We start from the raw sequence: 23,912 nt of genomic DNA, 5'->3' as shown, positions 1-23,912 counted from the left end.
GCTCCATGGCCTGACCGGAATGTCGTAAGGCTACTCCCAACCGCGCAAGAATGCCCTTCCCAATGAGATTTCAATGAAACGTTTCGTTCTGCTCGACACCACTCCGATCCCCGATAACGGCGGTGCCTTGTGCCTGTTCGAATACGGCGAGGATTTTGTCATCAAGATCCAGGGCGGTGACGGCGGCCAGTTGATGAACACGCGCATGCACGGCTCCGAAGACGCGCTGGCGGAAATTCCCTGCCGCAAAGTCGCCGGGCGCCCGGGTTCGCGGGTGCTGATCGGCGGTCTGGGCATGGGCTTTACCCTGGCGTCGGCGCTCAAACATCTGGGCAAGACGGCCGAAGTGGTGGTCGCCGAATTGGTGCCCGGCGTCGTGGAATGGAACCGTGGGCCCCTGGGTGAAAAATCCGGTCGCCCGCTGCTCGACCCACGCACCGTGATCCGCATGGAAGACGTGGCCAAGGTGCTGCAGGCCGAGCCTCAAGGCTTTGACGCGATCATGCTGGATGTCGACAACGGCCCCGAAGGCCTTACGCAAAAGGCCAACAGCTGGCTCTACTCGGCTGGCGGCCTGGCTGCCTGCGCCAAAGCCCTGCGCCCCAAGGGCGTACTGGCCGTGTGGTCGGCCAGTGCCGACAAGCTGTTCAGCGACAAACTGCGCAAGGCGGGTTTCAAGGCTGAGGAAGTGCAGGTGTTTGCCCATGGCAACAAAGGCACCCGGCACACCATCTGGATTGCCGAAAAACTCAAGGGCTGAATTCCGCAGGCACCCTAAATCCCCTGTGGGAGCTGGCTTGCCTGCGATTGCGCCGCATCAGTCGATACACATGTTGACTGAGATACCGCTATCGCAGGCAAGCCAGCTCCCACATTTTTGATCGGGGTTAACTTCGGGATTTGCGGTAATCGATCACATACGGCACTTTTTTCTCGACAGTCCTCTTCAGCTCGGCTTGATCCAACGAGGTCATGCCGCCCAACTGATGGGCCGTGAAGCCGCTATCGCCTACCTGTGAACCCGGCGCCAAGCCGACCATGCGCTGGGCGACGGCTTCAATCGCGTCCTTGTAACCGCCCTTCTTGTTCAGGTTGAAAGCACTCAGGTCGATCTGCGTGCGCAGCCAATTGCCCCAGTAAAACTCCAGGAATTCCGGCGCGACGGCGCCATCGTCCGGCTTGCCGTAGGCGGCCTTGCGGGTGAAATACACCAGGCTGCGGAAGGTGTCATCCTGCAGGTTCTTGAAGCCCAGGTGCGCCGGCAGTTGCTGCGGTGACAGCGGCTGGCCATGATCGCCCTTGAGCCAGACCTTGCGCGCTGCTTGCATACGCTGCCAGAAGGTGGCCATGTCGGGGCTGTTGCTGAAATCATCGGTCACCTTGACCCACATGTTCAGCTGCGGGCCGCCGCCTTGGACTTCCCACAAGGTGGTGAAGCTGTGGTGACCGTCGGTCAGGTACAACTGGCCACCAGGGCCGACCACGACGGTTTTCATGTCATCGGGATGCGTGCCCACCGGGTCCTTGCAACTGAAGCTGGCGGGTTGGTGCAGGTCGGCCTTTTTGGGCACCTTGTCGGCCGCGCCCTGGCCGTTGGTTTCGCAGTATTCGTCGAAGACCTTGGCCGGCTTGTCGGCAAACAGACCCAGGCTGTAGTAAATCTGGTCAAAGCCCACGACGGCCTGGGTCGGGTGCAATTGTTCAAGGGCTACCTCGATGATCTGGCCAGGCTTTGGCGTGGAGAATGCCTGGGCTTGGGCCGCCAGGACGCTGAGTAGCAGTGCTGCGGTCCATGTGTATAAACGCATTGGTGTCAGATCCTTGAGAATGAAGTGAGCCGATACTACAAACGATTGCCACTGCAAGGCTGTACCGCAGCTGAAAAAGCCAGCAGTCATTTACCCCGCAAGCGGCTAGAATCAACCCTATCCGTGAACCCCCAAATAGCCAGGAGCCATGATGAGCTCGACCAACCCGCCCTCCCACACCGCCAAGCTGGACCGCATCCTCGCCGATGCCCAGCGTGACCGGGAAATGGGCTATCGCGACAAAGCCTTGAAGATGTATCCGCACGTGTGTGGCCGCTGCGCGCGTGAATTTGCCGGCAAGCGCTTGAGCGAACTGACCGTGCACCATCGCAATCACAACCATGATGACAACCCCCAGGACGGTTCCAACTGGGAGTTGCTGTGCCTGTATTGCCACGACAACGAGCACTCGCGCTACACCGACCAGCAGTACTTCGGCGAAGGCTCCACCAGCAGCCCGACGATTGCCAAGGCCACACACAACCCGTTTGCGGCGTTGGCCGGGTTGATGAAAAAAGACGACTGAGGTTCGTCGTTGCCTGTTATGGCCTCTTCGCGGGCAAGCCCGCTCCCACATTTGGAACGCATTCCCCTGTGGGAGCCGGGCTTGCGCGCGATAGCGATCGCCCAAGCAACCCAACAGCCCAAGCCGTATAATCGCCGTTTTTCTCCAAGGCACCCTTCCCCGTGGGCAATAAACGCTACAGCTGCATCGGTCTGTATAACCCCAAATCCCCCGAAAACGTCGGTTCGGTGATGCGTGCCGCCGGCTGCTACGGCGTGGCCTCGGTGTTCTACACCGGCGTGCGTTACGAGCGCGCCCGGGATTTCATCACCGACACCAAGAAGGTCCATCACGACATTCCGCTGATCGGCATCGACGACCTGAAAAAAATCCTGCCGCTGGGTTGCATCCCGGTCGCCGTGGAGCTGGTCGAAGGCGCCCGCCCGCTGCCCGAATACACCCATCCTGATCGCGCGTTGTACATCTTCGGCCCCGAAGACGGCTCGCTGGACAAGGAGATTCGCGACTGGTGTGAAGACGTGGTGTACATCCCGACCACCGGCTGCATGAACCTCGCCGCCACTGTCAACGTGGTGCTCTACGATCGCCTGGCCAAGGGCAACAACACCCGCTCGGGCCCCAAGTACTGATTTTTTGGGAACATCCGGCGCCTGCAAGCAGTCAGCTACATATCACTTGCCTTGTTGGAGACAGATCATGAGCGACAGCAAAATCCTGCGACCTATCATCGAACACACGCCGCTTGAAACCCAACCGCCTCAAAACGTGCACGGCTGGGAGCGCATTGGCTCGGTGGCCGGTGGCGTGATGATGGTTGGCAAAGGCCTGCGCCGTGGCGGGATCTTCGGGCTCATCCAGGTGGCGATTGGTGGCGTGGCGCTGGTGCGCGGCGTGACCGGGCGCAGCTCGCTCAAAGACAAGCTGGAACAGGGCCGCCAGGAAATGAACAGCGTGCGTACCAAAATCGAGCGCGCGGGCGAAGAGCTGAAAAACCTGAAGACCAAGGCCGAAGTCGCCGCTGAAAAAACCACCAAAACCACCGGCTGACGCCCCTCTCCAACCTGTTGGAGATCTAAATGTGGGAGCGGGCTTGCCCGCGAAGGCGGTGTATCAGTCGACAGGTGTGCTGACTGATCCACCGCCTTCGCGGGCAAGCCCGCTCCCACATTTTGGCTTTGTGTATGGCCTAAGCTCAGCGCAATAATTTGCTATCCAACACCACCGACGACTCGCCGATCACACTGTCGGCCAACTGCACAAACTCCGCCGTCGTAATGCTGTTCGCGCGCATCACCGCCTGCGCAAGGTCATCCAGCGAGCGCTTGTTGTGGGTCTTCACGCGGATCTCGCGGTCCAGCTCCTGCAACACCACCACCGCCCGCGCGACGGTCGCGCCGTTGACGTGCTCACCACGCAACGTGGTCACGTCCTTGCCCTCTTTGCTCAAGCGCGCCTGAATCGCGGCATACCGCTCATCGGTGATCCCGCCCGCGCGGCGTAGCAGCTCGATGGCGTAATACTCGCCAAGCCCTTCGCTGATCCAGTCACTGGTGTCGTGATCATTGAAGCGCCCGATCGCCTGCACCACCTCACGGATCAACGCGCTGCTGCCGTTCTCGCTGACCAGCGGGGTGCGGCTGTTGAGGTAGACCGAGTCGCGCGACGCAAACACGCCACGGCGCATCGGGTCGCTGGCGCCCACCACCAGCAGCTTGGCCGGGTGACGCGGAAACGCGGCCTCCACTTGAGGCCAGACGAAGGTCAGCAGCGTCAGCACGTCCATGCGGCGCATGGCCTGGCCTTTGGGCGAGGCCACGGTGACCTCGGTTTCGCCCAGGCGCACACGACGGCTGCCGAGGGTGCCGGCGAGCATCCAGCCGGTGGGCCGATCGAACAGGCGGGAAACGTTGTCGATGCGGAATTTGTACTTGCCGATGCGCGGCCAGGCGGTTTCGACGCTTTTCCAGCCTGCCGGCAACTCGAACGCCAGGCGCGAGACCAGCTCGACGCCGTCCTGCTGGTCTAGCCGTGCAGCCGGCACCAGGTCTTCGCCTCGGAACAACGCCCAACTCGGCGTCATCCGCGCTTCATACACGCCAGGTTTGCGCGCGTGGGTCAGGCGTACCCGGTAGCTCAGGCTGGCCTTGTCGGCGCTGGGTTGCCACAGGCCCCGGTTGCCGGTGACCGTCCACTGGCCATCGGCCTTGAAGTCGCTGTAATCACCGTCGCGGCCCAGGTCGAAATTCAGGCTGCGCACCGCCGAGCCTTGGGACAGGCTCACACGCACCTCGGCTTGATCACTCTGGGGCAGCAGTTTGACGTGGTAGTCGAGGTCGACTTTCTTCGCGCACCACGCGGGCAGGCTCAGCGCCAGCAACACAAAAGAGGCCGCCAGCTTGGTTGCCACCGTCATACACACTCCTTTTTCAGCCTGCGCGGAAGATCAGGTAATCCTCCCAGTCGTCTTCGGGCACGCTGCCTTCGGCGAGCATGCGACCGGACTGGGAAATGCGTTCGTGGTGCACTGCATCGCGGTCGCCGCAGACCAGGTGGTGCCACAGCGGCAGGTCCTTGCGCTCGCTGACCAGGCGATAGCCGCAGGTTGGCGGCAACCACTTGAACTGGTCGGCCTGGCCCGGCGTGAGCTGGATGCAGTCGGGCACCGAGGCGCGGCGGTTGGGGTAATCGGTGCACTGGCAGGTGTTCAAGTCGAGCAGTTTGCAGGCAATGCGCGTGTAATAAACGCTGTTGTCCTCCTCGTCCTCAAGCTTTTGCAGGCAGCACAGGCCACAGCCGTCGCACAACGACTCCCACTCCTTCTGGTCGAGGTGTTCAAGGGTTTTGCGTATCCAGAAAGGTTCGACTTTAGCGGCCATGGCTCTACATCAGTATCGGTCGGTGAAAAGGCCGCCAGTCTAGTGCCCAAGGCCTCTGGGGCCAAGCGCTTGCGACTGGCGGTGTAACAACACTTGTCAGTGCAGTGGGCGCGCAGTAGCTTTGAACGCCGAATCGCACCTCAGGAACTGCCCCATGACACGCGTTGCCGACTACCCGATCCACACCCAATTTACCGAACGCTGGTCGCCTCGCGCCTTTACCGGCGAGAGCATCCCGAAAGACACCCTGCTGAGCTTTTTCGAGGCCGCGCGCTGGGCGCCATCGGCCTACAACTCGCAACCTTGGCGTTTTCTCTACGCGCGCCGTGACACGCCGGATTGGGAACGCTTCCTGGGCCTGCTGAATGAATTCAACCGTACCTGGGCGCAGCATGCGTCGGCCTTGGTGATCATCGCGTCAAAAACCGACTTCACCGCCCCCGGCGCCAGCGAAGAAACCCCGGCGCTGTGGCACACCTTCGACACCGGTTCGGCCTGGGGCCACCTGGCGTTGCAAGCCAGCCTGAGCGGCTGGCACACCCACGGCATGGCCGGTTTCGATCAGGAATTGACCCGCAAAGAACTGAAGATTCCTGAAGGCTACGCGCTGCACGCGGCGGTGGCCGTGGGCAAGCTGGGCGACAAGTCGAGCCTGCCGGAGTACCTGCAGGGCCGTGAAGCGCCAAGCCCACGCAAGCCGTTGAGCGAGCTGGTGTCCGAAGGCGACTTCAGCCTGTAAGCCTTGCTGATATCCCCTGTGGGAGCGGGCTTGCCCGCGATAGCGCAAGGTCAGTCACTGCATCCTTGACTGACACACCGCTATCGCGGGCAAGCCCGCTCCCACATCAGTAACCGCGTTCGAAGCTTACTTCTCCGCGTAACGCTTGCTTGGCTTGATACGCCCGCAGGTTCTGCACAAACAACTCCACCATCATCCCCGGCGAGGTTGGCGCCGAGCTGTGCCCGGTCAGCAGCAGCCCCCACGCGGTCCAGAACGGATGGCGTTGCGGCAGTGGTTCCTGGCGGCACACGTCGATCACCGCGCCGGCCAGGTGCCCTTCTTTCAGCGCCTCGACAAGGTCAGCATCAACCACGGCCACGCCGCGACCAACGTTGATAAACAAGCCGGTCGGCTTGAATTGCTTGAACAACGCCGCATCGTACAAATCATGCGTGTTTGGCGTGTTGGGCAGCAGGTTGATCACGTAATCCACCTCGCCCACCAGACGGCCCAGTTGATCCAGCCCGGCCACTTCGATAAACGGCGCCTGCTCACGCGCGGTGCTGGCGATGCCGTAGAGCTTGACGCCAAACGGCAGCAGAAAATCGGCAACGCTCTGGCCGATATCGCCGGTGCCGACGATCAGCGCCTTGCGCCCGGCCAGGCTCTGGCCCATGCGGTTGTCCCACTTGCGCTCAACCTGGCTGACCAGCCGCGCGAGCACTTCGCGCTCGTGGCCGAGCATGTAGGTGAGTACAAATTCGGCCATGACCTGGCCAAAAATGCCCACCGCACGGGTCAGGCGATAGTCGCGTGGCAAGCCATCGGCCAGCAGCGGCGTGATGCCCGCCCAGGTCGATTGCAGCCATTGCGGCTGGTGGCCCTGGCGCAACAGGGTGGCAAGCAGATCCGGCTGGCCAAGCCATACCGGGCAATCGGCGGCCAGGCGCGACAGTTCGGCCGAGTCGCCGCTGGTCAGCACCTCAAGGTCCGGTGCCGCTTCGCTCAGCAGCTTGGCGTAGAGCGGGTAATCCTGTTCAGCAATCAGAACACGCATGGTTCAAACCTTTCAAAAACACTGCAGACGGCCGCCCGCATCCTTACGGCCACCGCCAACGAATACGTTTGCATTGAAGAAGGTGCCCGGGTTGGGCACTGACCGATCACATCGGGTCGTTGCGGCGCAGCAGCTCTTCGGGCAAGTGTTCGATGTACTCATCCTCGGCCGGTGGCATTTGCAGGTGGTAGCCCTGCTTGTCGAGGTTTTCCAGGACCACGCTGATGTCCTCGCGGGACAGCTTGCGCTCCGGCGTCAGGATCATCTCGAACGCAAGATGGGCCTTGCCGAAGGCCGCCATCAACGGTTCCGGCACACGCTCCAACGCGTCGCTTTTGAGCACGTAGAGGTACATCCCGTCTTTTTTCAAGCTGCGGTAGATGGAGCAAATACGTTTCAAGGCTGTTCTCCGGCAGTGGCCAGGCTGTCGAGCAGCGCCTGGCCCATCAACTCGCGGCGCCAGCCACGCAGCGAGTCTGGCAATTTATAAGGCCCATCGGGGTAGCCACTTTTGACCAGGGCTTCGAGGGTTTTCTTGCGCAGCATCAGTTCCGGCGCCATGTCCAGGCGTTCGGCTTCGGCCTGGCCCAAGGCCCGCAGATGCTTGATCAGCGTGGCGGCGTCCACCGGCAGCGGCTCGGCAACCGCCGGCGGCCATTGGTCCATGGGCACGCTGCCGGCGCGCTTGATCAGGTCCAGCAGAAACTGGCCGTCCTGACGTACGGTGCGCGGGTGCATGTCTTCGATTTTGCCCAGCGCGGCAAGGTTGTCCGGCTGGGATTTGGCCAGGGGCCACAACGAGTGTTCGCGGATAATGCGGTTGCGCGGCAGGTCGCGGGCACGGGCCTGCTGCTCGCGCCAGGCGCACAGTTCACGCAGCACGGCGAGCTGGGCGCGGGAAAGCTTCCACGCCAGCTTGGCGTCGCGGTACACCTCGTAGGGGTCGACTTCGCGGCGCAGGTTGGCGACCAACTCGGCGCCGTCTTCCAGCACCCAGGCGTATTTGTCGTCTGAGAGCTGCGGACGCAGGCGGATGTAGACCTCGGCCAAGTGCACCGCGTCTTCGGCGGCGTAGCTCACTTGGGTCTCGGACAACGGCCGCTGCAGCCAGTCCGAGCGGGTTTCGCCCTTGGGCAAATCGATATCCAGCACGGCCTGCACCAGGCGCGAATAGCCCATGGAGAAACCGAGGTTCAGGTAAGCCGCCGCCAATTGGGTGTCGAACAACGGCACCGGCAGGCTGCCGGTCAGGCGCAGCAACACTTCCAGGTCTTCGCTGCAGGCGTGCACCACCTTGATCACCGCCGGGTTTTCCAGCAAGGCGGCCAAGGGTTGCCAATTGTCGATGGTCAGAGGGTCGATCAGGTAAGCGCGTACGCCATCGCCGATCTGGATCAGCCCGGCAATGGGATAAAAGGTATCGACCCGCATGAATTCGGTGTCGAGGGCGACGAATGGCAACTGCTGCCATTCGGCGCAATGCTGGCCGAGGCTATCGTTGTCGCAGATCCAGTGAATATCGATGGCCACACGGCTCTCCCTTGAAGAATGGCGCGCAGTATATATCGCGAAAGACGCTTGCGAGCATCCGCAGTGCACACGCCTTCATGAAAACTCCGACAAGACAGGAAGAATAGTCCGACGGACGGGAGTTAGCTTCTCTTACGCAGTACGTAAACCCGCCACAGCTTGGAGCCCGGCAGGAATTCCTGATGGTTGAGTATTTTGAAACCGGCTTGGCGAAACTCGCCCTCGACAGGTGTGTGTGCGTTCACGGAAACGATCACGGTGTCGCGGCTGACCCGATGGAACTCGCGCAGCAGTGCCAAACGCCCTTCACTGCTGGGCACATGGCGAAACAGTTCCATGCAGAAAATGCAGTCCACCGCATTGGCCGACAAGCCGATGGAAAACGCCGACCCCTGGAATGTTTTGACGCGCTTGAGCAGCGCTGCCGGGTGATGAGTGCGCGCATGGTCGAGCATGGCCTGGGAATTGTCAGAGGCCAGAATCACGCGGTTGATGTGTTCTGCCAACACCGGCCAGAACCGGCCGGAACCGCAGGCCAGGTCGAGGATCAGCCCCGGCTCGCCGGCCACTTTCAACGCCTGGCGCACCAACCGCTCATCACGCCACGCCGCTACGCGCTGGCGCAGGCGCGGCGGGCGTGTGTCGCCGCAGACCCTGGCATGCTCACGGTCACAGCGCTCGGTGAATTCAATTTCGATGGCGGAAGGTGGTTGTGACGGCATCACGGGCTCATGTGTGTGGAACGGTAGTGAACGACCTTGAACCGCAGCTTACCCACTGCAACGTGAAAAAAAGGTCGAAGCCGTCACGGCCACCAAACATCCAAGATCCATTGTGGGAGTTGTCGAGCTTCAGCGAGGCTACGATGGCGGTGGGTCAGGCAACCCACCACTGGCTGACACACCGCTGTCGCGGGCAAGCCCGGCTCCCACAGTGGATTACGCCTGGTGCAGATACCAGCGCCAGTCTTGCTCGCCTACCTCGCCCATAAACTGCCGATATTCGGCACGCTTGACCGCCAGGTACACACCCAGGAACTCACTGCCGAACGCATCCCGCGCCCAGCTTGACCCTTCAAGCGCACGCAGGGTGGTGAGCCAGTCAGTGGGCAGCAATTGTTTGGCTTGCGCATAGCCATTGCCTTCCACCGGGGCGCCGGGGTCGCGTTGCTCGCGGACACCGCGATGGATACCCGCCAGGATTGCGGCGGCCGCCAGGTAAGGGTTGGCGTCAGCACCGCAGATGCGGTGCTCGATGTGCCGGGAATTGGCCGGCCCGCCGGGCACACGCAGGCTCACGGTGCGGTTGTCCACGCCCCAGGTGGCGGCCAGCGGTGCGTAGCTGTTGGTCTGGAAGCGGCGATAGGAGTTGGCGTTGGGGCAGAACATCAGCAACGAATCGAGTAAGGTGCTGAGCATGCCGCCCACGGCCTGACGCAGCAGCGGCGTGCCGTCGGCAGCCTCACTGGCGAACAGGTTATTGCCGTGGGCATCCGCCAGGCTGACGTGCATGTGCATGCCGGTGCCCGCCAGGTCGTCGAACGGCTTGGCCATGAAGCAGGCGGTCATCCCGTGTTTATGCGCCACGCCCTTGACCAGGCGCTTGTAGCGCACGGCTTCGTCCATGGCCTGCAAAGCATCGGCGCGATGTTCCAGGGTGATTTCAACCTGGCCCGGGGCGTATTCGGAGATTGCCGTGCGCGCCGGGATGCCTTGCAGTTTGCACGCGCTATAAAGGTCGGCGAGGAACGGTTCGATCTGCTCCAGCTCGCGCAGGCCGTACACCTGGGTCGAGCGCGGGCGATTGCCGTCCACATCCCGCGCCGGTTGTGGGCGGCCGTTGCTGTCGGGTGTCTGGTCGAGCAGGTAAAACTCCAGCTCGGCCGCCATCACCGGGTAGTAACCGTCGGCTTTCAGCCCGTCGATGACCTTGGCGAGCAAATGCCGCGGGTCGGCCACGGTGGCGGGCATGCCCTCGGTGGGGTGCATGCTCACTTGCACGGCGGCCGTGGGAATCAGGCGCCACGGCATGCGCTGCAAGCTCGCGCTGATTGGGTAGGCGCGGCAGTCGATATCCCCGACCTCCCACACCAGCCCGGAGTTTTCCACGTCGTCGCCATTAATCGTCAGGCCGAGGATGGTGCTGGGCAACGGCCGGCCACTTTCGTACACCGCCAGCAGCTCATCGCGGTGCAGCCATTTGCCGCGCGGCACGCCGTTGTTGTCGAGGATAAACAGCTCGAACATCTCGATGTCCGGGTGCTGTTCAAGGAAAGATCGGGCTTCGTGCAGGCAGGCGAAATCACTCATGGCAAGTCTCATACGTTTGCGTCAGGCAGGAACATAGGCAACGCGCGCAGGGGCGCTGGGTCTATGGGAAAGATCAACGTAGGAGAGCGGTATCCGGTGGGCGCGCGTGTCGGCAGTGGAACAAGGCCCAGAAGGCCAGCTCGGAAGGAAGGGCCTCGACAACCGCGGTACAGCTGGGCACTAAAGCACCAGGCAATGTCGCGGGATGAGTGTCGGGGGAACCGTCCATGCGGGATTCACAGTGAGGTAGATGCCCGGCAGCGTCACACGCCTGCACAGGGGGTTTAAATTCAGGGTTGACGGAGTTTGGTTGCAGCTTGGCTAAACATTCACGCCGCTTGCTACCTCGGCGCGCTCCTGGAAATAATGGCCGCCCCGATCTTGCCCCAAGGACTCGACCGCATGAAAGCTCCCCTGGCCCTGTGTGTATTGGCGGGTTTGGCAACCACCGCCCTGGCCGATGCCGCGCCCTCGCGCCTCGATGAGGTGGTGCAGCGCGGCACGCTCACCGTCTGCACCACCGGCGACTACAAGCCTTACACGTCGCTGCGCGCCGATGGCCGTTATGAAGGCATCGACATTGCCATGGCCGAGTCGCTGGCCAAAAGCCTGAATGCGACGATCACGTGGGTGCCGACCACCTGGAAAACCCTGATGCCGGACTTCCTGGCTCAACGCTGTGACATCGCCGTGGGCGGTATTTCGGTGTCGCTGGAGCGCCAGAAAAAGGCCTTCTTCAGCCAGACGCTGGGTGTGGACGGCAAAATCCCGCTGGTGCGATGCGCCGACGTGCAGCGCTACCAGAGCGTCGAGCAGATCAACCAGCCGCAGGTGCGGGTGATCGAGCCGGCCGGCGGCACCAACGAAGTGTTTGCCCGCGCTCACCTGGGCCAGGCGCAGATCCGCCTGCATGACAACGTGACCATCTTCGACGAGTTGCTGGCGGGCAAGGCGGACGTGATGATCACCGACGCCAGCGAGGCGCGCTTCCAGCAAAAGCTCAAGCCCGGGCTGTGCGCGGTCAACCCGCAGCAGCAGATGCAGTACAGCGAAAAAGCCTTCCTGCTGCCCCGCGATGACGTGGCGTGGAAAAGCTATGTCGACCAGTGGTTGCACTTGAGCGTCGCCACCGGGGCGTACGACGCCATCGTCAATCAATGGCTGGCGGCGCCCTGAGCCGCAGCGGTCTACGCTGTGCTCACATCAAACAATAACGAGGGATGAGTAATGAAGGGACTGCTCCGAATCACCTGGCTGCTGCTGTTGTGTTGCAGCCAGGTGCACGCGGCCACTCAGGAGGAGGACGCCCAGGCCGCCAAGGCGCTGCTGACCAAGGCCTTGGCCTATTACCAGAGCAATGGCGACAAGGCGTTTGCCGCGTTCAGTCGCCAAGGGGAGTTTGTCGACCATGACCGTTATGTGTTTGTGGTCGACACCCAGGGCGTGTTGCTGGCCAGTGGCGGGCCCTCCTCGGCCTTGATCGGCCGCGATGTGTCCGAGTTGCTCGGGCCCGACTTGCAAGCCTCGTTCAAACAAGCGCTGGCGGTGCCCGAAGGCCAAGGCATCCAGCAGGCCGATTATCGCTGGCAGAACTGGAACGACGGCAAGGTTGAGCACAAACATGTGTTTTATCAACGCATCGGCGAGCGGATTCTGGCCGTCGGCTATTACCTGCCACGCGCCACGCCAGAGCAGGCTCGCGGTTTGCGCGACAAGGCGGTGAAAGCACTGGTCAAAGATGAAGCCGGCACGCTCAAGGCGATCAATTCGTTGCAGGGCGACTTCCTGCAGGATGACCTGTATGTGTTCGTGGTTGACCTGAATACCGGGCGCTATGTGGCCCACGGCACCAACCTGCGGCTGGTGGACACCGATTTTGCCAAGATCAGGGACCCGGACGGCAAGCCGGTGGGCGAGCCGATTTTGAAGCTGATGGCCGAGCAGGATCAAGGTGAGTACAAGTACCGCTGGAAAAACCCGGTGACCAACAAGGTCGAGAACAAGCACGCCTACTTGCGCAAGACCGGACATTTCATGGTGGCGGTCGGGTATTACAGCCCCTGATCAGGCTTGGAATGCAGTCACCTGTGGGAGCTGGCTTGCCTGCGAAAGCGGTGGGTCAGTTTGCATAGCCGGCACTGATACACCGCCTTCGCAGGCAAGCCAGCTCCTACAATTTGATCATCATGGGGTCAGTTACTTGGCCTTGTCTTCACGCCCACGCAGCACTCGGTTAGGCATCGCAATCGCCGCCGCCAACCCCAGCAACGACACCGCCGCACTCACCATCAGCAAATGCCGGAACGTCACCGCCAACTCCCCGCGCAGGGCATCCTGCGCCGGGCCGGGCGCGGCGTTCAAGCCGTCCAGCAAGACGTTGCCGGAACTGCCTTCGGCCACCAGCGCGCCGCTGGCCAAATGCGCAAAGCTCGAATCCTGCAACAGCGCCAGCAACAAGGCCGACATGCAGGCCACGCCTACGGCCCCGCCAAGGGAGCGGAACAGGTTGGTGGTGCTGGTCGCCACGCCAATGTCGCGCTGCTCGACCGAATTCTGCGTCCCCACCAGCGACGTCGGGAACTGCATCCCCGCCGCAATCCCACACAGCAACATGAACATCGCCGTCATCCCGACCGCCTGCGGCGCACTGTAGGCCATGCCCAGAATCGCGAACGGGCTCAGCAACGCGCCGCTCAGAATCATTGGCTTATAGCGCCCGGTCACCGAGGTCATGCGCCCGGCAAAATAAGCCCCCACCGGCAGGCCGAAGGCCAGCGGCAGCAGGTGCAGCGCGGCGCTGTCCGCCCCCGAACCGGTCACCGTCTGATACCGCAGCGGCATCAACACCGTCAGGGAAATCGCCTGAAAACTGGTGAAAAAAATCGTGCACCAGCACAACACGGCGCTGCGATTGGCAAACAGGTGCATCGGCAGCAAAGGCTCGCGCGCGCGGCGTTCATGCCAGACAAACAGCGTGAGCGCCACCCCCGCACACACCAGCAGCCCGAGCACTTGCTGGTCGCGCCAATGATGGCCCTGGCCGATCTCGGTGATGCCCAGCAGCAAGGCCGTGAGGCCGATGATCATCAGCAAGGTGCCGACATAATCGATGATCGGCTTGCGCTGCGGCACCGGCAACCCGACCAGGGTGCGATGCGCCACATACCAGGCGCCGGCGCCCAGCGGCAGGTTGATCAGAAACACCCAACGCCAGGACAGATACTCGGTCATGTACCCGCCCAGCACCGGCCCGGCCACACTGGCCACCGCGTACATGCTGCTGAAATAACCCTGATAACGCCCGCGCTCGCGCGGTGGAATGATGTCACCAATGATCGCCTGGCTCACCGAGATCATCCCGCCGGCGCCGATGCCCTGCAGAATGCGCGCCAGCACCAGTTGCTCCATGTTTTGCGCCATGGCGCAAAACAGCGACGCCAGGGTGAACACGCTCATGCCGATCAACATCATCGGGCGACGCCCGTACAAGTCACCGAGCTTGCCGTAAATCGGCACCGCCACCGTCATCGCCACCATGTAGCCGGAGATCACCCAGGCCAGCAGGTTGACGTCATGGAACTGCGCGGAGATGGCCGGCATGGACACGGCGACGATGGTCTGGTCCAGTGCGCCGAGGAAGATCGCCATCATCAAGGCGGCGAGCACACTGCGCACGGCGGGAACGGGTTGGGTGGGCTGGTTGAGGTTGGTCACGGCAGAACCTTCGAGCAAGGCCCACGGGCAGAAAGGGCCCGCGGGAATGCTCGATACGATAGCAGGCTACTCGATAGCTTCGTAAGCAAGCCCGACGTAATTTTCTGCAATGGTTGTGCGCCCGGCCTGCGAATCGACGAAATACGCCAGCTCACTCTCGGCGATGCGCTGGCTGAAGCCATCCGCGTCCGCAAACTGGTGCAGCATGGAGGTCATCCACCAGGAAAACCGCTCGGCCTTCCACACCCGGCGCAGGCAGATCGCCGAGTACTGCGGCAATAAGTCCACGCGCCCCTCGCGATACACCTTGAGCAGGATGCGAAACAGCGTATTCACGTCACTGGCCGCCAGGTTCAACCCCTTGGCCCCGGTTGGCGGCACGATATGCGCCGCATCCCCGAGCAGGAACAGGCGCCCGTATTGCATCGGTTCCACCACAAAGCTGCGCAGCGGCGCGATGCTTTTTTCGATCGACGGCCCGGTCACCAACTGTGCGGCCAGGGCGCTGGGCAGGCGGGTTTTCAGCTCATCCCAGAAACGCTCATCCGACCATTCATCCAGCGCCGTTTCAGCCGGCACTTGCAGGTAATAACGGCTGCGGGTCGGCGAACGCATGCTGCACAGCGCAAAGCCGCGCGGGTGCTTGGCGTAGACCAGTTCGGCATGCACCGGTGGCGTGTCGGCAAGGACGCCCAGCCAACCAAAGGGGTAGACGCGCTCGAAAACCTTTAACGAATCAGCCGGAATGGATTGGCGCGCCACGCCATGGAAACCATCACAGCCGGCAATGTAGTCGCACTCCACACGAAAGGCTTCGCCCTGATGCTCGAAGGTCAGCCACGGTCGATCACTTTTAAGGTCATGGGGCTGCACGTTGTGCGCTTCGTACAGCGTGAGGGCGCCGGCGGCTTCACGCGCTTGCATCAGGTCGCGGGTCACTTCGGTCTGGCCGTAGATCATCACCGACCGGCCGCCGGTCAAGCCCTTGAGGTCGATATGGCTGAGCTGGCCATTGAGCGCCAGCTCGAAACCGTCATGCACCAGGCCTTCGGCGTCCATGCGCTGGCTGACACCGGCTTCGCGCAGCAGGTCGACCATGCCTTGCTCCAGCACCCCGGCACGGATGCGGCCTTGCACGTAATCGGCCCGCTGGCGCTCTAGCACCAGGGTCTGGATACCCGCGTTGTGCAGCAGTTGACCGAGCAACAGTCCGGAGGGACCGGCGCCGATAATGGCGACTTGGGTTTTCAGCGTTTTCATTATTTTTAGGGTCCGCAAGGCTCACCCGAACGGATGAGGTGAAAGAGTTGTCATTGATCTTGTTGCTGACATTTTTCACTTGAGTGACCGCCATAAGAAGGTGAAAACTGAGACAAAGCCTGCGCTTTTTGCCAATCGGGGCGATTACCGAACCACTATCCTGAGTATCGGATTGAAACCATGACCAAAACTGCCAGTACCGCGATTCCGGTCTTCAAGCTTTACGGGGAAAGCCAGCAATGGCCGACGCCCGATTTGTTGCACTGTGAAACCATTTCCCGGCGCAGTCGGGAATACCAGTGGGAAATCCAGCCCCACCGGCACGCGGACCTGTGCCAGTTGTTGTACGTGCATAAAGGCCAGGCGCAACTGGAAATCGAAGGCCAGCGCACCACGCTCGACGAGGCGACCTTGCAGGTGCTGCCGCCCTTGTGTGTGCATGGGTTTCGGTTTGCCGAAGATGTCGAAGGGTTCATCGTCACGCTGTCAGCGCCGCTGGTCAGCCATTTGCAGACGCAGCTGGGCTCGACGGTGGACGGCTTGCAAGCCTTGGGCAACTACCCGGCCGGCAAGGACAGCGACTACCTCAACAGCCTGTTTGCGCGCCTGCAGGACGAATACGCCGATGAGCAACCGGCGCGCGACATGATGATGCACGCCTTGGTCAGCGTGCTGCTGGTGTGGATCAGCCGCCAGGCCATCCAGCGTCGCCACGCGCGGGCACCGCGAGGGCGTGAATATTTCCGGCGGTTTACCCAACTGGTCGAACAGCATTATCGCGAACACCCCAAGATCGAAGACCTGGCCCACAAGCTGGGCATCTCGGTTTCACACCTGAACGGCACGTGTCGGGAATTGGGTGGGCAACCTGCGCTGCAGATCATGCATGACCGCCAGTTGCTGGAAGCCAAGCGCCTGCTGACCTACACCAGCATGACCATCAATGAGATGTCGGAGGTGCTGGGGTTTTCCGACCCGACCAACTTCTCGCGACTGTTTCGGCGCCGGGTCGGGTTCTCGCCCAAAGCATTCCGCGAGCAGTTGAAGGCCGAACAGCCTACCTGAGCGCGCTGAAACTGCCGGTACGCGGCAGGCACATGTCCTGATGGCAACTGACCGCAAAGGTCGGCTGCATGCGGGTCTGTTCAACCCGGTACGCAGCAGTGCCGTACAGCGCGGTAGCCAGGGCGCACAGGATGAAAATCATCAGGTACTTTCTGATTTTTAGAGTCATGGCACACCTCTGAACTGATCGACTCGGTGCTGTTTAAAGCATAGGTCAGCCAGCAAGAGTTGCCATTATTGGACGCCATTCAAGATCTTTATGTCGGATTCAAAGGCCGACATCCCACACCGGCTCCTCAGGAAAGCGCAGCACCAGAAAATCCAGCAGGCTGCGCAGCGCCAACGGCATGTGCTTGCGCGAGGCGTACACCGCGTAGACATTCATTTGCTGGGGCTCCGCCTCGGGCAGCAAACGGATCAGTTCGCCGCTGCGGATGTAATCCCCCGCCTGATAACTGGGGAGCCGCGCCACCCCTGCCCCCGCCAATGTCACCCGTAACAGGGCGGTCGCCTCGTTAGCGCTGATATTGCCCTGTACCGCCACCGACACCGGCTCTGCGTTTTCGGTGAAGTGCCACAGGCTTTTGCCGAAGTAAGTGTGCGTCAGGCAGTTATGCTTCGCCAGGTCGTGCACGTGCTGCGGACGCGGGTGCTCCAGCAGGTAGGCCGGGGACGCGCAAATGACCGAGCGGCAGAGGGTCAGCTTGCGAGCGATCAGGTTGGGGTCCAGCTCAAAACTGGTGCGAATGGCCAGGTCGATACGCTCATCCACCAGGTTCACCGTACGGTCGAGCATCTGCAGATCGATACTGACCAACGGGTTGCGCTTGACGAACTCGGCCACGGCGTCCGCCAATTGCGCCTGGCCGAACGAGCTGCTGACACTCAGCCGTAGCTGGCCGCGCGGCGCTTCGTCCGGCTCGCTGACGGCGGCCTGCATGTCGTTGCACAACTCCAGCAACTGCCGCGCTCGGGGCAGCATTTCGCTACCCGCCGCGGTGAGGCTGAGCTTGCGCGTGGTGCGATGCATCAGCCGCGCGCCCATCCAATCCTCAAGTTCTGCCAGATAACGTGAAACGACCGGCCGCGACAGGTCCAACTGATCCGCCGCCGCCGACTGGCTACCCAGGTCGACGACCGTGACAAACACCCGCATTGCTTGAAGACGATCCATGATTTGCACGCTTTCAGAAACAAACTATGTTCAAGCATGGCATTTTTTGTGACGTTTGGTGCAACTAAGCTCTGGGCATCACTTACCTGCTGCTGGAGCTGCACATGATCTCGACGCTTAAACGATTGGCCACGGCCATGGCCGCCCTGGCATTCGCCGCCCATGCCGCGGCAGCCGATCTGACGCTGGATGCTTATAACCCTGGTACCTCGGCAATGATGCCCGTCAGCTCGGTACTGGTCAGCGGCGAGCACGACGTCATCCTCGTGAACGCGCAATTCGGCAATGCCCAAGCCGAGCAACTGGTGACAAAGATTCGCGCCAGCGGCAAGCGCCTGACCACCATCTACGTCAGTGACGGCGACCCGGATTACTACTTCGGCCTTGAAGTGCTGACGAAGGCGTTCCCCGCCGCCAAGGTGGTAGCCACCCAGCCGGTGGTCGACCATATCAAGGCCACCGCCGAGCAGAAACTCGCGTTCTGGGGCCCTAAGCTGGGTGCCGACAAACCGGCCAAAGCCATCATCCCGCAGGTGCTCCAAGGCCATAGCCTGACCCTGGAAGGCAAGACGCTGGAAGTGGTCGGCCTGGACGGCCCGCAGCCGGAGCGCACGTTCGTGTGGATTCCATCGATCAAGGCCGTGGTGGGCGGCGTTGTGGTGTTCGAGAACACCCACGTGTGGATGGCCGATACGCAAACCGCCCAGTCCCACGCTGACTGGCTGGCAACCTTGCAACGTATCGAAGACCTGAAACCGCGCACCGTGATTCCGGGTCACTACCTGGGTACACCCACTGTGCAGTCCGTGGCATTCACCGCGGGCTATATCAAAGCGTTCGATGAGGAAACCGCCAAGGCCAAGGATTCCACTGCGCTGATCGCGGCCATGAAAAAGCGTTACCCGAAACTTGAAGATGAGAGCAGCCTGGAACTCGGTGCCAAAGTCGCCAAGGGCGAAATGAAGTGGTGAATGGTTTTAAACCTTAACGTACTGGAGAGCGTCATGAGCAAGATCGCAATCATTGGTGCCACCGGCCGCGCCGGTAGCCAACTGTTGGAAGAAGCGCTGCGTCGTGGGCATACCGTCACCGCCCTTGCGCGTAATACCGGCACGCTGACCGCACGCCCGGGCGTCACCGTCAAACAGGTCGACGCCCTGGATGCCAACGCCCTGCAACAGGCTGTCAGCGGCAGCGACGTGGTGATCAGTGCGGCGCACTTCGCCACACTGCCGGCCAGTGCGGTGATCGGCCCGGTGAAGAACGCCAGGGTGAAACGCCTGCTGGTGGTTGGCGGTGCAGGTTCGTTGTTGTTGCCGGATGGCAGCCGAGTCATCGACAGCCCTGGCTTCCCGGCGGAGTACAAGGCCGAGGCCAGCGCCGGCGCTGAATTTCTTGATGCGCTGCGCCAGGAAAAAGAGCTGGACTGGACCTTCCTGTCGCCGTCGGCGGAGTTCGTTGAGACCGAGCGCACCGGAACATTCCGCGTGGGCCAGGATGATTTGCTGGTGAGCGCGCAAGGGCGCAGCTGGATCAGCTTTGCTGACTACGCCATCGCGTTGATCGACGAAGTAGAAACGCCGAAGCACTCGCGCCAGCGTTTCACCGTCGGCTACTGACGACCCCTGTAGGAGCTGGCTTGCCTGCGATAGCATCACCGCGGCATGACTGACACACCGAGGTGCCTGCATCGCAGGCAAGCCAGCTCCCACACAAGCCCGCTGCCACTTTTGGGTCTGCGGTATTACGACGGTTGGGCTTGGCTCACCAGCCACTCCATCAGCGCTTCAAGCCCGGCCGAAGGCTCAGTGCCTGGCGGGTACACCAGGTAATACCCCATCCCGGTCGGCACGCGCAGTTCAAACGGTGTCGCCAGCCGCCCCGCCTTCACATCCTCGCCAATCAACGCACTGTCGCCAATCGCCACTCCCGAGCCCTGGGACGCCACCGTCATTGCCAGGTCCAGCGTTTCAAAATGATGCCCCTGGGCCAGGTTGCTCAAGCGCGTGTTCGCAGCCTTCAGCCACAACGCCCAATCGCGCTCGTCCCGCGTGGGGTGCAGCAGCACCTGGCGCTGCAAATCAGCCGGTGTGTGCAGGCTGGCGAGCAACACCGGCGCGCAGACCGGGGTGAGTTGTTCATCGAATAAATGCCGCGCCTGCGCCGACTGCTCGGCGATGGGCGCATAGATCACCGCCGCGTCGAATTGCTCGCGGCGAAAGTCCACGGTGTAGGCCACGGTGGTGGTGAGTTCCACCGGCACGTCCGGGCGCTCCTTTTGCCACTGCAGCAAACGCGGCAGCAGCCAGCGCATCACACACGTGGAGGCCTTGAGTTGCAGGGTCTGGCGGCGGCCGCCGATCTGCTCCACCGCGTCGCCGATCAAGCCAAACACTTGCTGCGCCCGCAGCGACCACTCGCGGCCCTCTTCGGTCAGGCTCAAGCCCCGCGCCTGGCGCTGGAACAAGGCATAGCCCAAATGACTTTCGAGCCCGGCAATCTGCCGGCTCACCGCACCTTGGGTGATGTGCAGTTGCTCAGCGGCGCGGGTGAAGTTGCAGCACTGGGCCGTGACCCAGAAGGTGTGCAGCGCGGGCAGCGGTGGCAAGCGTTTCATTGGGCGCAGCCATGACGTGGGGACATGGCTAGTATGACTTTTTATCGATTGTTGGCGCTACCGGCCTGCCGCTCCAATAGCGCCTCGAATCAACAACAAGAGCGACATGTATGGCGACCTGCGGCGAAGTATTGGTCAACCTCCTGGAACGCTACGGCGTAGACCAGGTGTTCGGCATTCCCGGCGTGCACACCGTCGAGTTGTACCGTGGCCTGGCGCGCTCGAGCATCCGCCACGTCACCCCGCGCCACGAACAGGGCGCAGGCTTCATGGCCGACGGCTATGCGCGCACCCGCGGTAAACCTGGCGTGTGTTTCATCATCACCGGCCCCGGCATGACCAACATCACCACCGCCATGGGCCAGGCCTATGCCGACTCGATCCCGATGCTGGTGATTTCCAGTGTGCAATCGCGCAGCCAATTGGGTGGCGGGCGCGGCAAACTGCATGAGCTGCCGAACCAGAGCGCGATGATCGCGGGCGTGGCGGCGTTCTCGCACACCTTGATGTCGGCGGCGGAGTTGCCTGGCGTGCTGGCCCGCGCGTTTGCGCTGTTCCAGGCCGGGCGACCGCGCCCGGTGCACATCGAGATTCCGCTGGATGTGCTGGTTGAAAACGCCGATGCCCTGCTCGGCAGCGAGCCGATCAGCGTGGCGCGCGCCGGTGCCGCGCCGGCGGCGGTGAAGCAGATGAGCCAGTTGCTGGCGGCAGCAAAACGCCCGCTGATTCTCGCCGGCGGCGGCGCCATCGAGGCGGCCCCCGAATTGACCCGCCTGGCCGAACGGCTTGGCGCACCGGTGGCCCTGACCATCAACGCCAAAGGCATGCTGCCGGCCGCGCACCCGTTGCTGATCGGCTCGACCCAGACGCTGGTCGCCACCCGCGCCCTGGTCGCCGAAGCCGATGTGGTGCTGGCCATCGGCACCGAACTGGCGGAAACCGATTACGACGTGACCTTCGCCGGGGGGTTCGAGATCCCCGGCGCGCTGCTGCGCATCGACATCGACCCCGACCAGACCGTGCGCAATTACCCGCCTCAGGTCGCACTGGTGGCCGATGCGCAGATCGCAGCCGAAGCGTTGTTGGCCGCGCTGGACAGCCAGGTATTGGGCGAGCGCGATCCCGACTGGGGCAGCCCACGCGTCGCGCGCCTGTGGGCTGAGTTGACGCCCACCTGGGACGCCGCCACCCGCGCGCAAACCCTGTTTCTCAACACCGTGCTGGCGGAACTGCCCGGCGCCGTGCTGGTGGGCGACTCCACCCAACCGGTGTACAGCGGCAACCTGACGCTGAACCTCGACCACCCACGCCGCTGGTTCAATTCCTCCACCGGCTACGGCACCTTGGGCTACGCCCTGCCCGCAGCGATTGGCGCCTGGCTGGGACGCGGCGACGGGCAACCGGTGGTGTGCCTGATCGGCGACGGCGGCCTGCAATTCAGCCTGCCGGAACTGGCCAGCGCGGTCGAGGCGCGCGTGCCGGTCATCGTGCTGCTGTGGAATAACCAGGGCTACGAGGAGATCAAGAAGTACATGCTCAACCGCGCCATCGAGCCGGTCGGTGTGGACATCTACACCCCGGACTTTATCGGTGTGGCCAAAGCCTTGGGCTGCGCCGCCGAGAGCATTCAGGGTATCGCGCAGCTGCGCACGGCATTGCGCGCCGCCGCTGATCGCCAGGGGCCGACGCTGATCGAAATCGACCAGAGGCTGTGGATGCAGGAGGTCGCGGTATGAGCGCAGTATTGAACGGTGTGTTTATTGCGGGCGAATGGCGTGCAGGCCATGACGTCATCGAGGTGATTAACCCTGCCACCGAAGCCAGCCTGGCCCACGTCAGCGTGGGCGATGCGAGCACCGTGGCCCAAGCGGTGGAGGCGGCCAGCGCGGCGTTCATCGACTGGTCGAAAAGCACCGGCCGGGACCGCGCCGCCGTGCTGCGCAAGATCGCCCAGGGCGTGAGCGCCCAGCGCGAGCAGCTGATGCAGTTGCAGTCGAGCAACAATGGCAAGCCGCTGTTTGAGGCCGGCATTGATGTGGACGATGTGATCGCCACCTTCGACTACTACGCCGGCATGTGCGACGACATGGACGCCGCGCAAGACCGCCCGGTGTCACTGCCCGGCGAGGACTTCGGCGCACGCCTGCGCCGTGAGCCCTGTGGTGTGGTCGGGCTGATTGTGCCGTGGAATTTCCCGATGGTGACCACCGCCTGGAAACTCGCCCCGGCCCTGGCGGCCGGATGTTGCGTGGTGCTCAAGCCATCGGAAGTCACGCCGTTGGCCGAGTTGCAACTGGCGCAAATTATTGCCCAGGCAGGGCTGCCGGCGGGTGTGTTCAACCTGGTCTGCGGCACGGGCCTGGCGGTCGGCGCACCGCTGGCGGCAGACCGCCGCGTGGCGAAGATGTCCTTCACCGGCAGTAACGCCGTCGGCGTGCAGGTGATGCAACGCGCGGCAGAAACCATCAAGGGTGTAAGCCTTGAGCTGGGCGGTAAATCCTCGTTGCTGGTGCTCGCGGATGCCGACCTCGACCTGGCGGTGGAACTGGCCTGTGGTGGTGGTTTTTTCAACGCCGGGCAGATGTGTTCGGCCACCAGCCGCGTGCTGGTGGCTGACAGCTTGGCGGACGCGTTCCTGCAGCGTTTGCAGACGCGGGCCGAAGGGATTCGCGTGGCAGACCCGTTTGCCGATGAGGTGGAAATGGGCGCGTTGATCAACCGTGCGCAGTATCAGCGGGTGCTGGGGCATATTCAGCGTGGCATCGCAGACGGCGCGCGTTTGCTGTGCGGCGGTGAACGACCGGCCGAACTGGCAAAGGGCTATTTCATTCGCCCGACCGTGTTTACCGATGTGCCGTTGAGCAGTGCGTTGTGGAACGAAGAGATCTTCGGCCCGGTGCTGTGTGTACGACGTTTTACCACTGCCGAGGAAGCCATTGCCCTGGCCAATGACAGCGATTTCGGCCTGGTCGCCAGTGTGGTGAGTGCCGATGTCGACACCGCCGAACGCGTGGCCAATGCCTTGCAGGCCGGGCTTGTGTGGATCAACGCCCCGCAGGTGATCTTCCCGCAAACGGCATGGGGTGGTTACAAGCAGAGCAGCATCGGCCGCGAGTTGGGGCCTTGGGGCTTGGCGGCGTTTCAGGAGATCAAGCATGTGATCCGCGCCCTCTAGCGACTGGGACCCTTTGTGGGGGGGGGGGGGGGGGGGGGGGGGGGGGGGGGGGGGGGGGGGGGGGGGGGGGGGGGGGTGCC

The 23,912-nt window shown here is 62.6% G+C and carries 25 protein-coding genes; 12 read left to right on the top strand and 13 right to left on the bottom strand.

Annotated elements, in window-relative coordinates:
- Positions 1-73: 73 nt before the first annotated feature.
- Complete coding sequence (locus NTD89_RS02625) at positions 74-760, top strand: spermidine synthase (protein WP_058411058.1); 687 nt, start codon at positions 74-76, stop codon at positions 758-760.
- Positions 761-887: 127 nt separating this feature from the next.
- Here NTD89_RS02625 and NTD89_RS02620 read toward each other — a convergent pair whose 3' ends face one another.
- Positions 888-1,808 (bottom strand): ParB/Srx family N-terminal domain-containing protein, encoded by a 921-nt coding sequence (locus NTD89_RS02620; protein ID WP_262206370.1) that lies wholly within the window; start codon positions 1,806-1,808, stop codon positions 888-890.
- Between the two features lie 151 nt (positions 1,809-1,959).
- Between NTD89_RS02620 and NTD89_RS02615 the strand changes: the two genes are divergently transcribed.
- The 3 genes from NTD89_RS02615 to NTD89_RS02605 all read left to right on the top strand — a co-directional run bounded on the left by NTD89_RS02615 (position 1,960) and on the right by NTD89_RS02605 (position 3,381).
- Complete coding sequence (locus tag NTD89_RS02615) at positions 1,960-2,334, top strand: YajD family HNH nuclease (protein WP_003210675.1); 375 nt, start codon at positions 1,960-1,962, stop codon at positions 2,332-2,334.
- 161 nt (positions 2,335-2,495) lie between these two features.
- Complete coding sequence (locus NTD89_RS02610) at positions 2,496-2,963, top strand: RNA methyltransferase (RefSeq protein ID WP_003189607.1); 468 nt, start codon at positions 2,496-2,498, stop codon at positions 2,961-2,963.
- A gap of 67 nt (positions 2,964-3,030) precedes the next feature.
- Positions 3,031-3,381, top strand: a complete 351-nt coding sequence (locus NTD89_RS02605; RefSeq protein ID WP_262206368.1) for a DUF2892 domain-containing protein — start codon at positions 3,031-3,033, stop codon at positions 3,379-3,381.
- 145 nt (positions 3,382-3,526) lie between these two features.
- Here NTD89_RS02605 and NTD89_RS02600 read toward each other — a convergent pair whose 3' ends face one another.
- Positions 3,527-4,747: a hypothetical protein gene (locus tag NTD89_RS02600; RefSeq protein WP_262206367.1), complete on the bottom strand. Its 1,221-nt coding sequence runs from the start codon at positions 4,745-4,747 to the stop codon at positions 3,527-3,529.
- Between the two features lie 13 nt (positions 4,748-4,760).
- Positions 4,761-5,210, bottom strand: a complete 450-nt coding sequence (locus tag NTD89_RS02595) for a YcgN family cysteine cluster protein (protein WP_262206365.1) — start codon at positions 5,208-5,210, stop codon at positions 4,761-4,763.
- A gap of 154 nt (positions 5,211-5,364) precedes the next feature.
- On the opposite strand from NTD89_RS02595, the gene NTD89_RS02590 reads away from it, so the two are divergent.
- Positions 5,365-5,949, top strand: coding sequence for a nitroreductase family protein (locus NTD89_RS02590; RefSeq protein ID WP_242194000.1), 585 nt, complete (start codon positions 5,365-5,367; stop codon positions 5,947-5,949).
- Positions 5,950-6,055: 106 nt separating this feature from the next.
- On the opposite strand, the gene NTD89_RS02585 is transcribed toward NTD89_RS02590, so the two are convergent.
- From NTD89_RS02585 to NTD89_RS02565, 5 genes are all read right to left on the bottom strand, one after another.
- A complete protein-coding gene (locus NTD89_RS02585) occupies positions 6,056-6,988 on the bottom strand; it encodes a D-2-hydroxyacid dehydrogenase (RefSeq protein ID WP_262206363.1) in 933 nt (310 codons plus the stop codon).
- Positions 6,989-7,094: 106 nt separating this feature from the next.
- Positions 7,095-7,388 (bottom strand): YcgL domain-containing protein, encoded by a 294-nt coding sequence (locus tag NTD89_RS02580; RefSeq protein ID WP_145162981.1) that lies wholly within the window; start codon positions 7,386-7,388, stop codon positions 7,095-7,097.
- Positions 7,385-8,518, bottom strand: a complete 1,134-nt coding sequence (gene rnd, locus NTD89_RS02575; RefSeq protein ID WP_262206361.1) for a ribonuclease D — start codon at positions 8,516-8,518, stop codon at positions 7,385-7,387. Before rnd ends, NTD89_RS02580 begins: the two co-directional genes overlap by 4 nt.
- 122 nt (positions 8,519-8,640) lie before the next feature.
- Positions 8,641-9,240, bottom strand: a complete 600-nt coding sequence (locus NTD89_RS02570) for a class I SAM-dependent methyltransferase (protein WP_242194006.1) — start codon at positions 9,238-9,240, stop codon at positions 8,641-8,643.
- Between the two features lie 216 nt (positions 9,241-9,456).
- A complete protein-coding gene (locus tag NTD89_RS02565; RefSeq protein ID WP_262206360.1) occupies positions 9,457-10,827 on the bottom strand; it encodes a glutamine synthetase family protein in 1,371 nt (456 codons plus the stop codon).
- A gap of 402 nt (positions 10,828-11,229) precedes the next feature.
- Between NTD89_RS02565 and NTD89_RS02560 the strand changes: the two genes are divergently transcribed.
- Together NTD89_RS02560 and NTD89_RS02555 are read left to right on the top strand one after the other, a co-directional pair.
- Complete coding sequence (locus NTD89_RS02560; RefSeq protein WP_262206359.1) at positions 11,230-12,003, top strand: transporter substrate-binding domain-containing protein; 774 nt, start codon at positions 11,230-11,232, stop codon at positions 12,001-12,003.
- Between the two features lie 51 nt (positions 12,004-12,054).
- The gene (locus tag NTD89_RS02555) at positions 12,055-12,891 is read left to right on the top strand and encodes a cache domain-containing protein (protein ID WP_262206358.1); all 837 of its coding nucleotides are present in this window, start codon (positions 12,055-12,057) and stop codon (positions 12,889-12,891) included.
- Positions 12,892-13,023: 132 nt separating this feature from the next.
- Here NTD89_RS02555 and NTD89_RS02550 read toward each other — a convergent pair whose 3' ends face one another.
- Together NTD89_RS02550 and pobA are read right to left on the bottom strand one after the other, a co-directional pair.
- Positions 13,024-14,541 (bottom strand): MDR family MFS transporter, encoded by a 1,518-nt coding sequence (locus NTD89_RS02550; protein WP_262206357.1) that lies wholly within the window; start codon positions 14,539-14,541, stop codon positions 13,024-13,026.
- Between the two features lie 66 nt (positions 14,542-14,607).
- On the bottom strand, positions 14,608-15,801 hold the full coding sequence (pobA, locus tag NTD89_RS02545) for a 4-hydroxybenzoate 3-monooxygenase (RefSeq protein ID WP_145162967.1): 1,194 nt from the start codon (positions 15,799-15,801) through the stop codon (positions 14,608-14,610).
- 180 nt (positions 15,802-15,981) lie between these two features.
- Here pobA and NTD89_RS02540 point away from each other — a divergent pair, with 180 nt between their 5' ends.
- Positions 15,982-16,866 carry a helix-turn-helix domain-containing protein gene (locus tag NTD89_RS02540; RefSeq protein ID WP_145162965.1) on the top strand — a complete coding sequence of 295 codons (885 nt, stop codon included), beginning with the start codon at positions 15,982-15,984 and terminating at the stop codon, positions 16,864-16,866.
- On the opposite strand, the gene NTD89_RS02535 is transcribed toward NTD89_RS02540, so the two are convergent.
- Positions 16,859-17,035 (bottom strand): hypothetical protein, encoded by a 177-nt coding sequence (locus NTD89_RS02535; protein ID WP_164487913.1) that lies wholly within the window; start codon positions 17,033-17,035, stop codon positions 16,859-16,861. The two genes, NTD89_RS02540 and NTD89_RS02535, sit on opposite strands and share 8 nt — an antisense overlap.
- Before the next feature lie 99 nt (positions 17,036-17,134).
- Entirely contained in the window at positions 17,135-18,040 is a 906-nt protein-coding gene (locus tag NTD89_RS02530) for a LysR family transcriptional regulator (protein ID WP_145162963.1), read from the bottom strand.
- Between the two features lie 104 nt (positions 18,041-18,144).
- Here NTD89_RS02530 and NTD89_RS02525 point away from each other — a divergent pair, with 104 nt between their 5' ends.
- The gene (locus NTD89_RS02525) at positions 18,145-19,011 is read left to right on the top strand and encodes an MBL fold metallo-hydrolase (RefSeq protein WP_145162961.1); all 867 of its coding nucleotides are present in this window, start codon (positions 18,145-18,147) and stop codon (positions 19,009-19,011) included.
- 33 nt (positions 19,012-19,044) lie between these two features.
- On the top strand, positions 19,045-19,659 hold the full coding sequence (locus tag NTD89_RS02520) for an NAD(P)-dependent oxidoreductase (protein ID WP_262206356.1): 615 nt from the start codon (positions 19,045-19,047) through the stop codon (positions 19,657-19,659).
- Between the two features lie 125 nt (positions 19,660-19,784).
- Here NTD89_RS02520 and NTD89_RS02515 read toward each other — a convergent pair whose 3' ends face one another.
- Positions 19,785-20,657, bottom strand: a complete 873-nt coding sequence (locus tag NTD89_RS02515; RefSeq protein WP_262206355.1) for a LysR substrate-binding domain-containing protein — start codon at positions 20,655-20,657, stop codon at positions 19,785-19,787.
- Positions 20,658-20,767: 110 nt separating this feature from the next.
- Here NTD89_RS02515 and NTD89_RS02510 point away from each other — a divergent pair, with 110 nt between their 5' ends.
- Positions 20,768-22,393, top strand: a complete 1,626-nt coding sequence (locus NTD89_RS02510) for a 5-guanidino-2-oxopentanoate decarboxylase (RefSeq protein WP_262206354.1) — start codon at positions 20,768-20,770, stop codon at positions 22,391-22,393.
- Positions 22,390-23,832 (top strand): aldehyde dehydrogenase family protein, encoded by a 1,443-nt coding sequence (locus tag NTD89_RS02505; protein ID WP_262206353.1) that lies wholly within the window; start codon positions 22,390-22,392, stop codon positions 23,830-23,832. Before NTD89_RS02510 ends, NTD89_RS02505 begins: the two co-directional genes overlap by 4 nt.
- Positions 23,833-23,912: the final 80 nt, after the last annotated feature.

The organism is Pseudomonas sp. 14P_5.3_Bac1, assembly GCF_025466135.1.
Taxonomy (GTDB): domain Bacteria; phylum Pseudomonadota; class Gammaproteobacteria; order Pseudomonadales; family Pseudomonadaceae; genus Aquipseudomonas.
Note: the sequence above shows the minus strand (reverse complement) of the source record. Positions and strands in the feature narration are given on the sequence as shown.

What these genes read in the sequence shown, in the direction of transcription:
- NTD89_RS02625 (WP_058411058.1), top strand. Translation starts at nt 74, where the DNA reads ATGAAACGTTTCGTTCTGCTCGACACCACTCCGATCCCCGATAACGGC.
- NTD89_RS02620 (WP_262206370.1), bottom strand. Translation starts at nt 1,808, where the DNA reads ATGCGTTTATACACATGGACCGCAGCACTGCTACTCAGCGTCCTGGCG.
- NTD89_RS02615 (WP_003210675.1), top strand. Translation starts at nt 1,960, where the DNA reads ATGAGCTCGACCAACCCGCCCTCCCACACCGCCAAGCTGGACCGCATC.
- NTD89_RS02605 (WP_262206368.1), top strand. Translation starts at nt 3,031, where the DNA reads ATGAGCGACAGCAAAATCCTGCGACCTATCATCGAACACACGCCGCTT.
- NTD89_RS02600 (WP_262206367.1), bottom strand. Translation starts at nt 4,747, where the DNA reads ATGACGGTGGCAACCAAGCTGGCGGCCTCTTTTGTGTTGCTGGCGCTG.
- NTD89_RS02595 (WP_262206365.1), bottom strand. Translation starts at nt 5,210, where the DNA reads ATGGCCGCTAAAGTCGAACCTTTCTGGATACGCAAAACCCTTGAACAC.
- NTD89_RS02590 (WP_242194000.1), top strand. Translation starts at nt 5,365, where the DNA reads ATGACACGCGTTGCCGACTACCCGATCCACACCCAATTTACCGAACGC.
- NTD89_RS02585 (WP_262206363.1), bottom strand. Translation starts at nt 6,988, where the DNA reads ATGCGTGTTCTGATTGCTGAACAGGATTACCCGCTCTACGCCAAGCTG.
- NTD89_RS02570 (WP_242194006.1), bottom strand. Translation starts at nt 9,240, where the DNA reads ATGCCGTCACAACCACCTTCCGCCATCGAAATTGAATTCACCGAGCGC.
- NTD89_RS02565 (WP_262206360.1), bottom strand. Translation starts at nt 10,827, where the DNA reads ATGAGTGATTTCGCCTGCCTGCACGAAGCCCGATCTTTCCTTGAACAG.
- NTD89_RS02560 (WP_262206359.1), top strand. Translation starts at nt 11,230, where the DNA reads ATGAAAGCTCCCCTGGCCCTGTGTGTATTGGCGGGTTTGGCAACCACC.
- NTD89_RS02555 (WP_262206358.1), top strand. Translation starts at nt 12,055, where the DNA reads ATGAAGGGACTGCTCCGAATCACCTGGCTGCTGCTGTTGTGTTGCAGC.
- pobA (WP_145162967.1), bottom strand. Translation starts at nt 15,801, where the DNA reads ATGAAAACGCTGAAAACCCAAGTCGCCATTATCGGCGCCGGTCCCTCC.
- NTD89_RS02540 (WP_145162965.1), top strand. Translation starts at nt 15,982, where the DNA reads ATGACCAAAACTGCCAGTACCGCGATTCCGGTCTTCAAGCTTTACGGG.
- NTD89_RS02535 (WP_164487913.1), bottom strand. Translation starts at nt 17,035, where the DNA reads ATGACTCTAAAAATCAGAAAGTACCTGATGATTTTCATCCTGTGCGCC.
- NTD89_RS02530 (WP_145162963.1), bottom strand. Translation starts at nt 18,040, where the DNA reads ATGGATCGTCTTCAAGCAATGCGGGTGTTTGTCACGGTCGTCGACCTG.
- NTD89_RS02525 (WP_145162961.1), top strand. Translation starts at nt 18,145, where the DNA reads ATGATCTCGACGCTTAAACGATTGGCCACGGCCATGGCCGCCCTGGCA.
- NTD89_RS02520 (WP_262206356.1), top strand. Translation starts at nt 19,045, where the DNA reads ATGAGCAAGATCGCAATCATTGGTGCCACCGGCCGCGCCGGTAGCCAA.
- NTD89_RS02515 (WP_262206355.1), bottom strand. Translation starts at nt 20,657, where the DNA reads ATGAAACGCTTGCCACCGCTGCCCGCGCTGCACACCTTCTGGGTCACG.
- NTD89_RS02510 (WP_262206354.1), top strand. Translation starts at nt 20,768, where the DNA reads ATGGCGACCTGCGGCGAAGTATTGGTCAACCTCCTGGAACGCTACGGC.
- NTD89_RS02505 (WP_262206353.1), top strand. Translation starts at nt 22,390, where the DNA reads ATGAGCGCAGTATTGAACGGTGTGTTTATTGCGGGCGAATGGCGTGCA.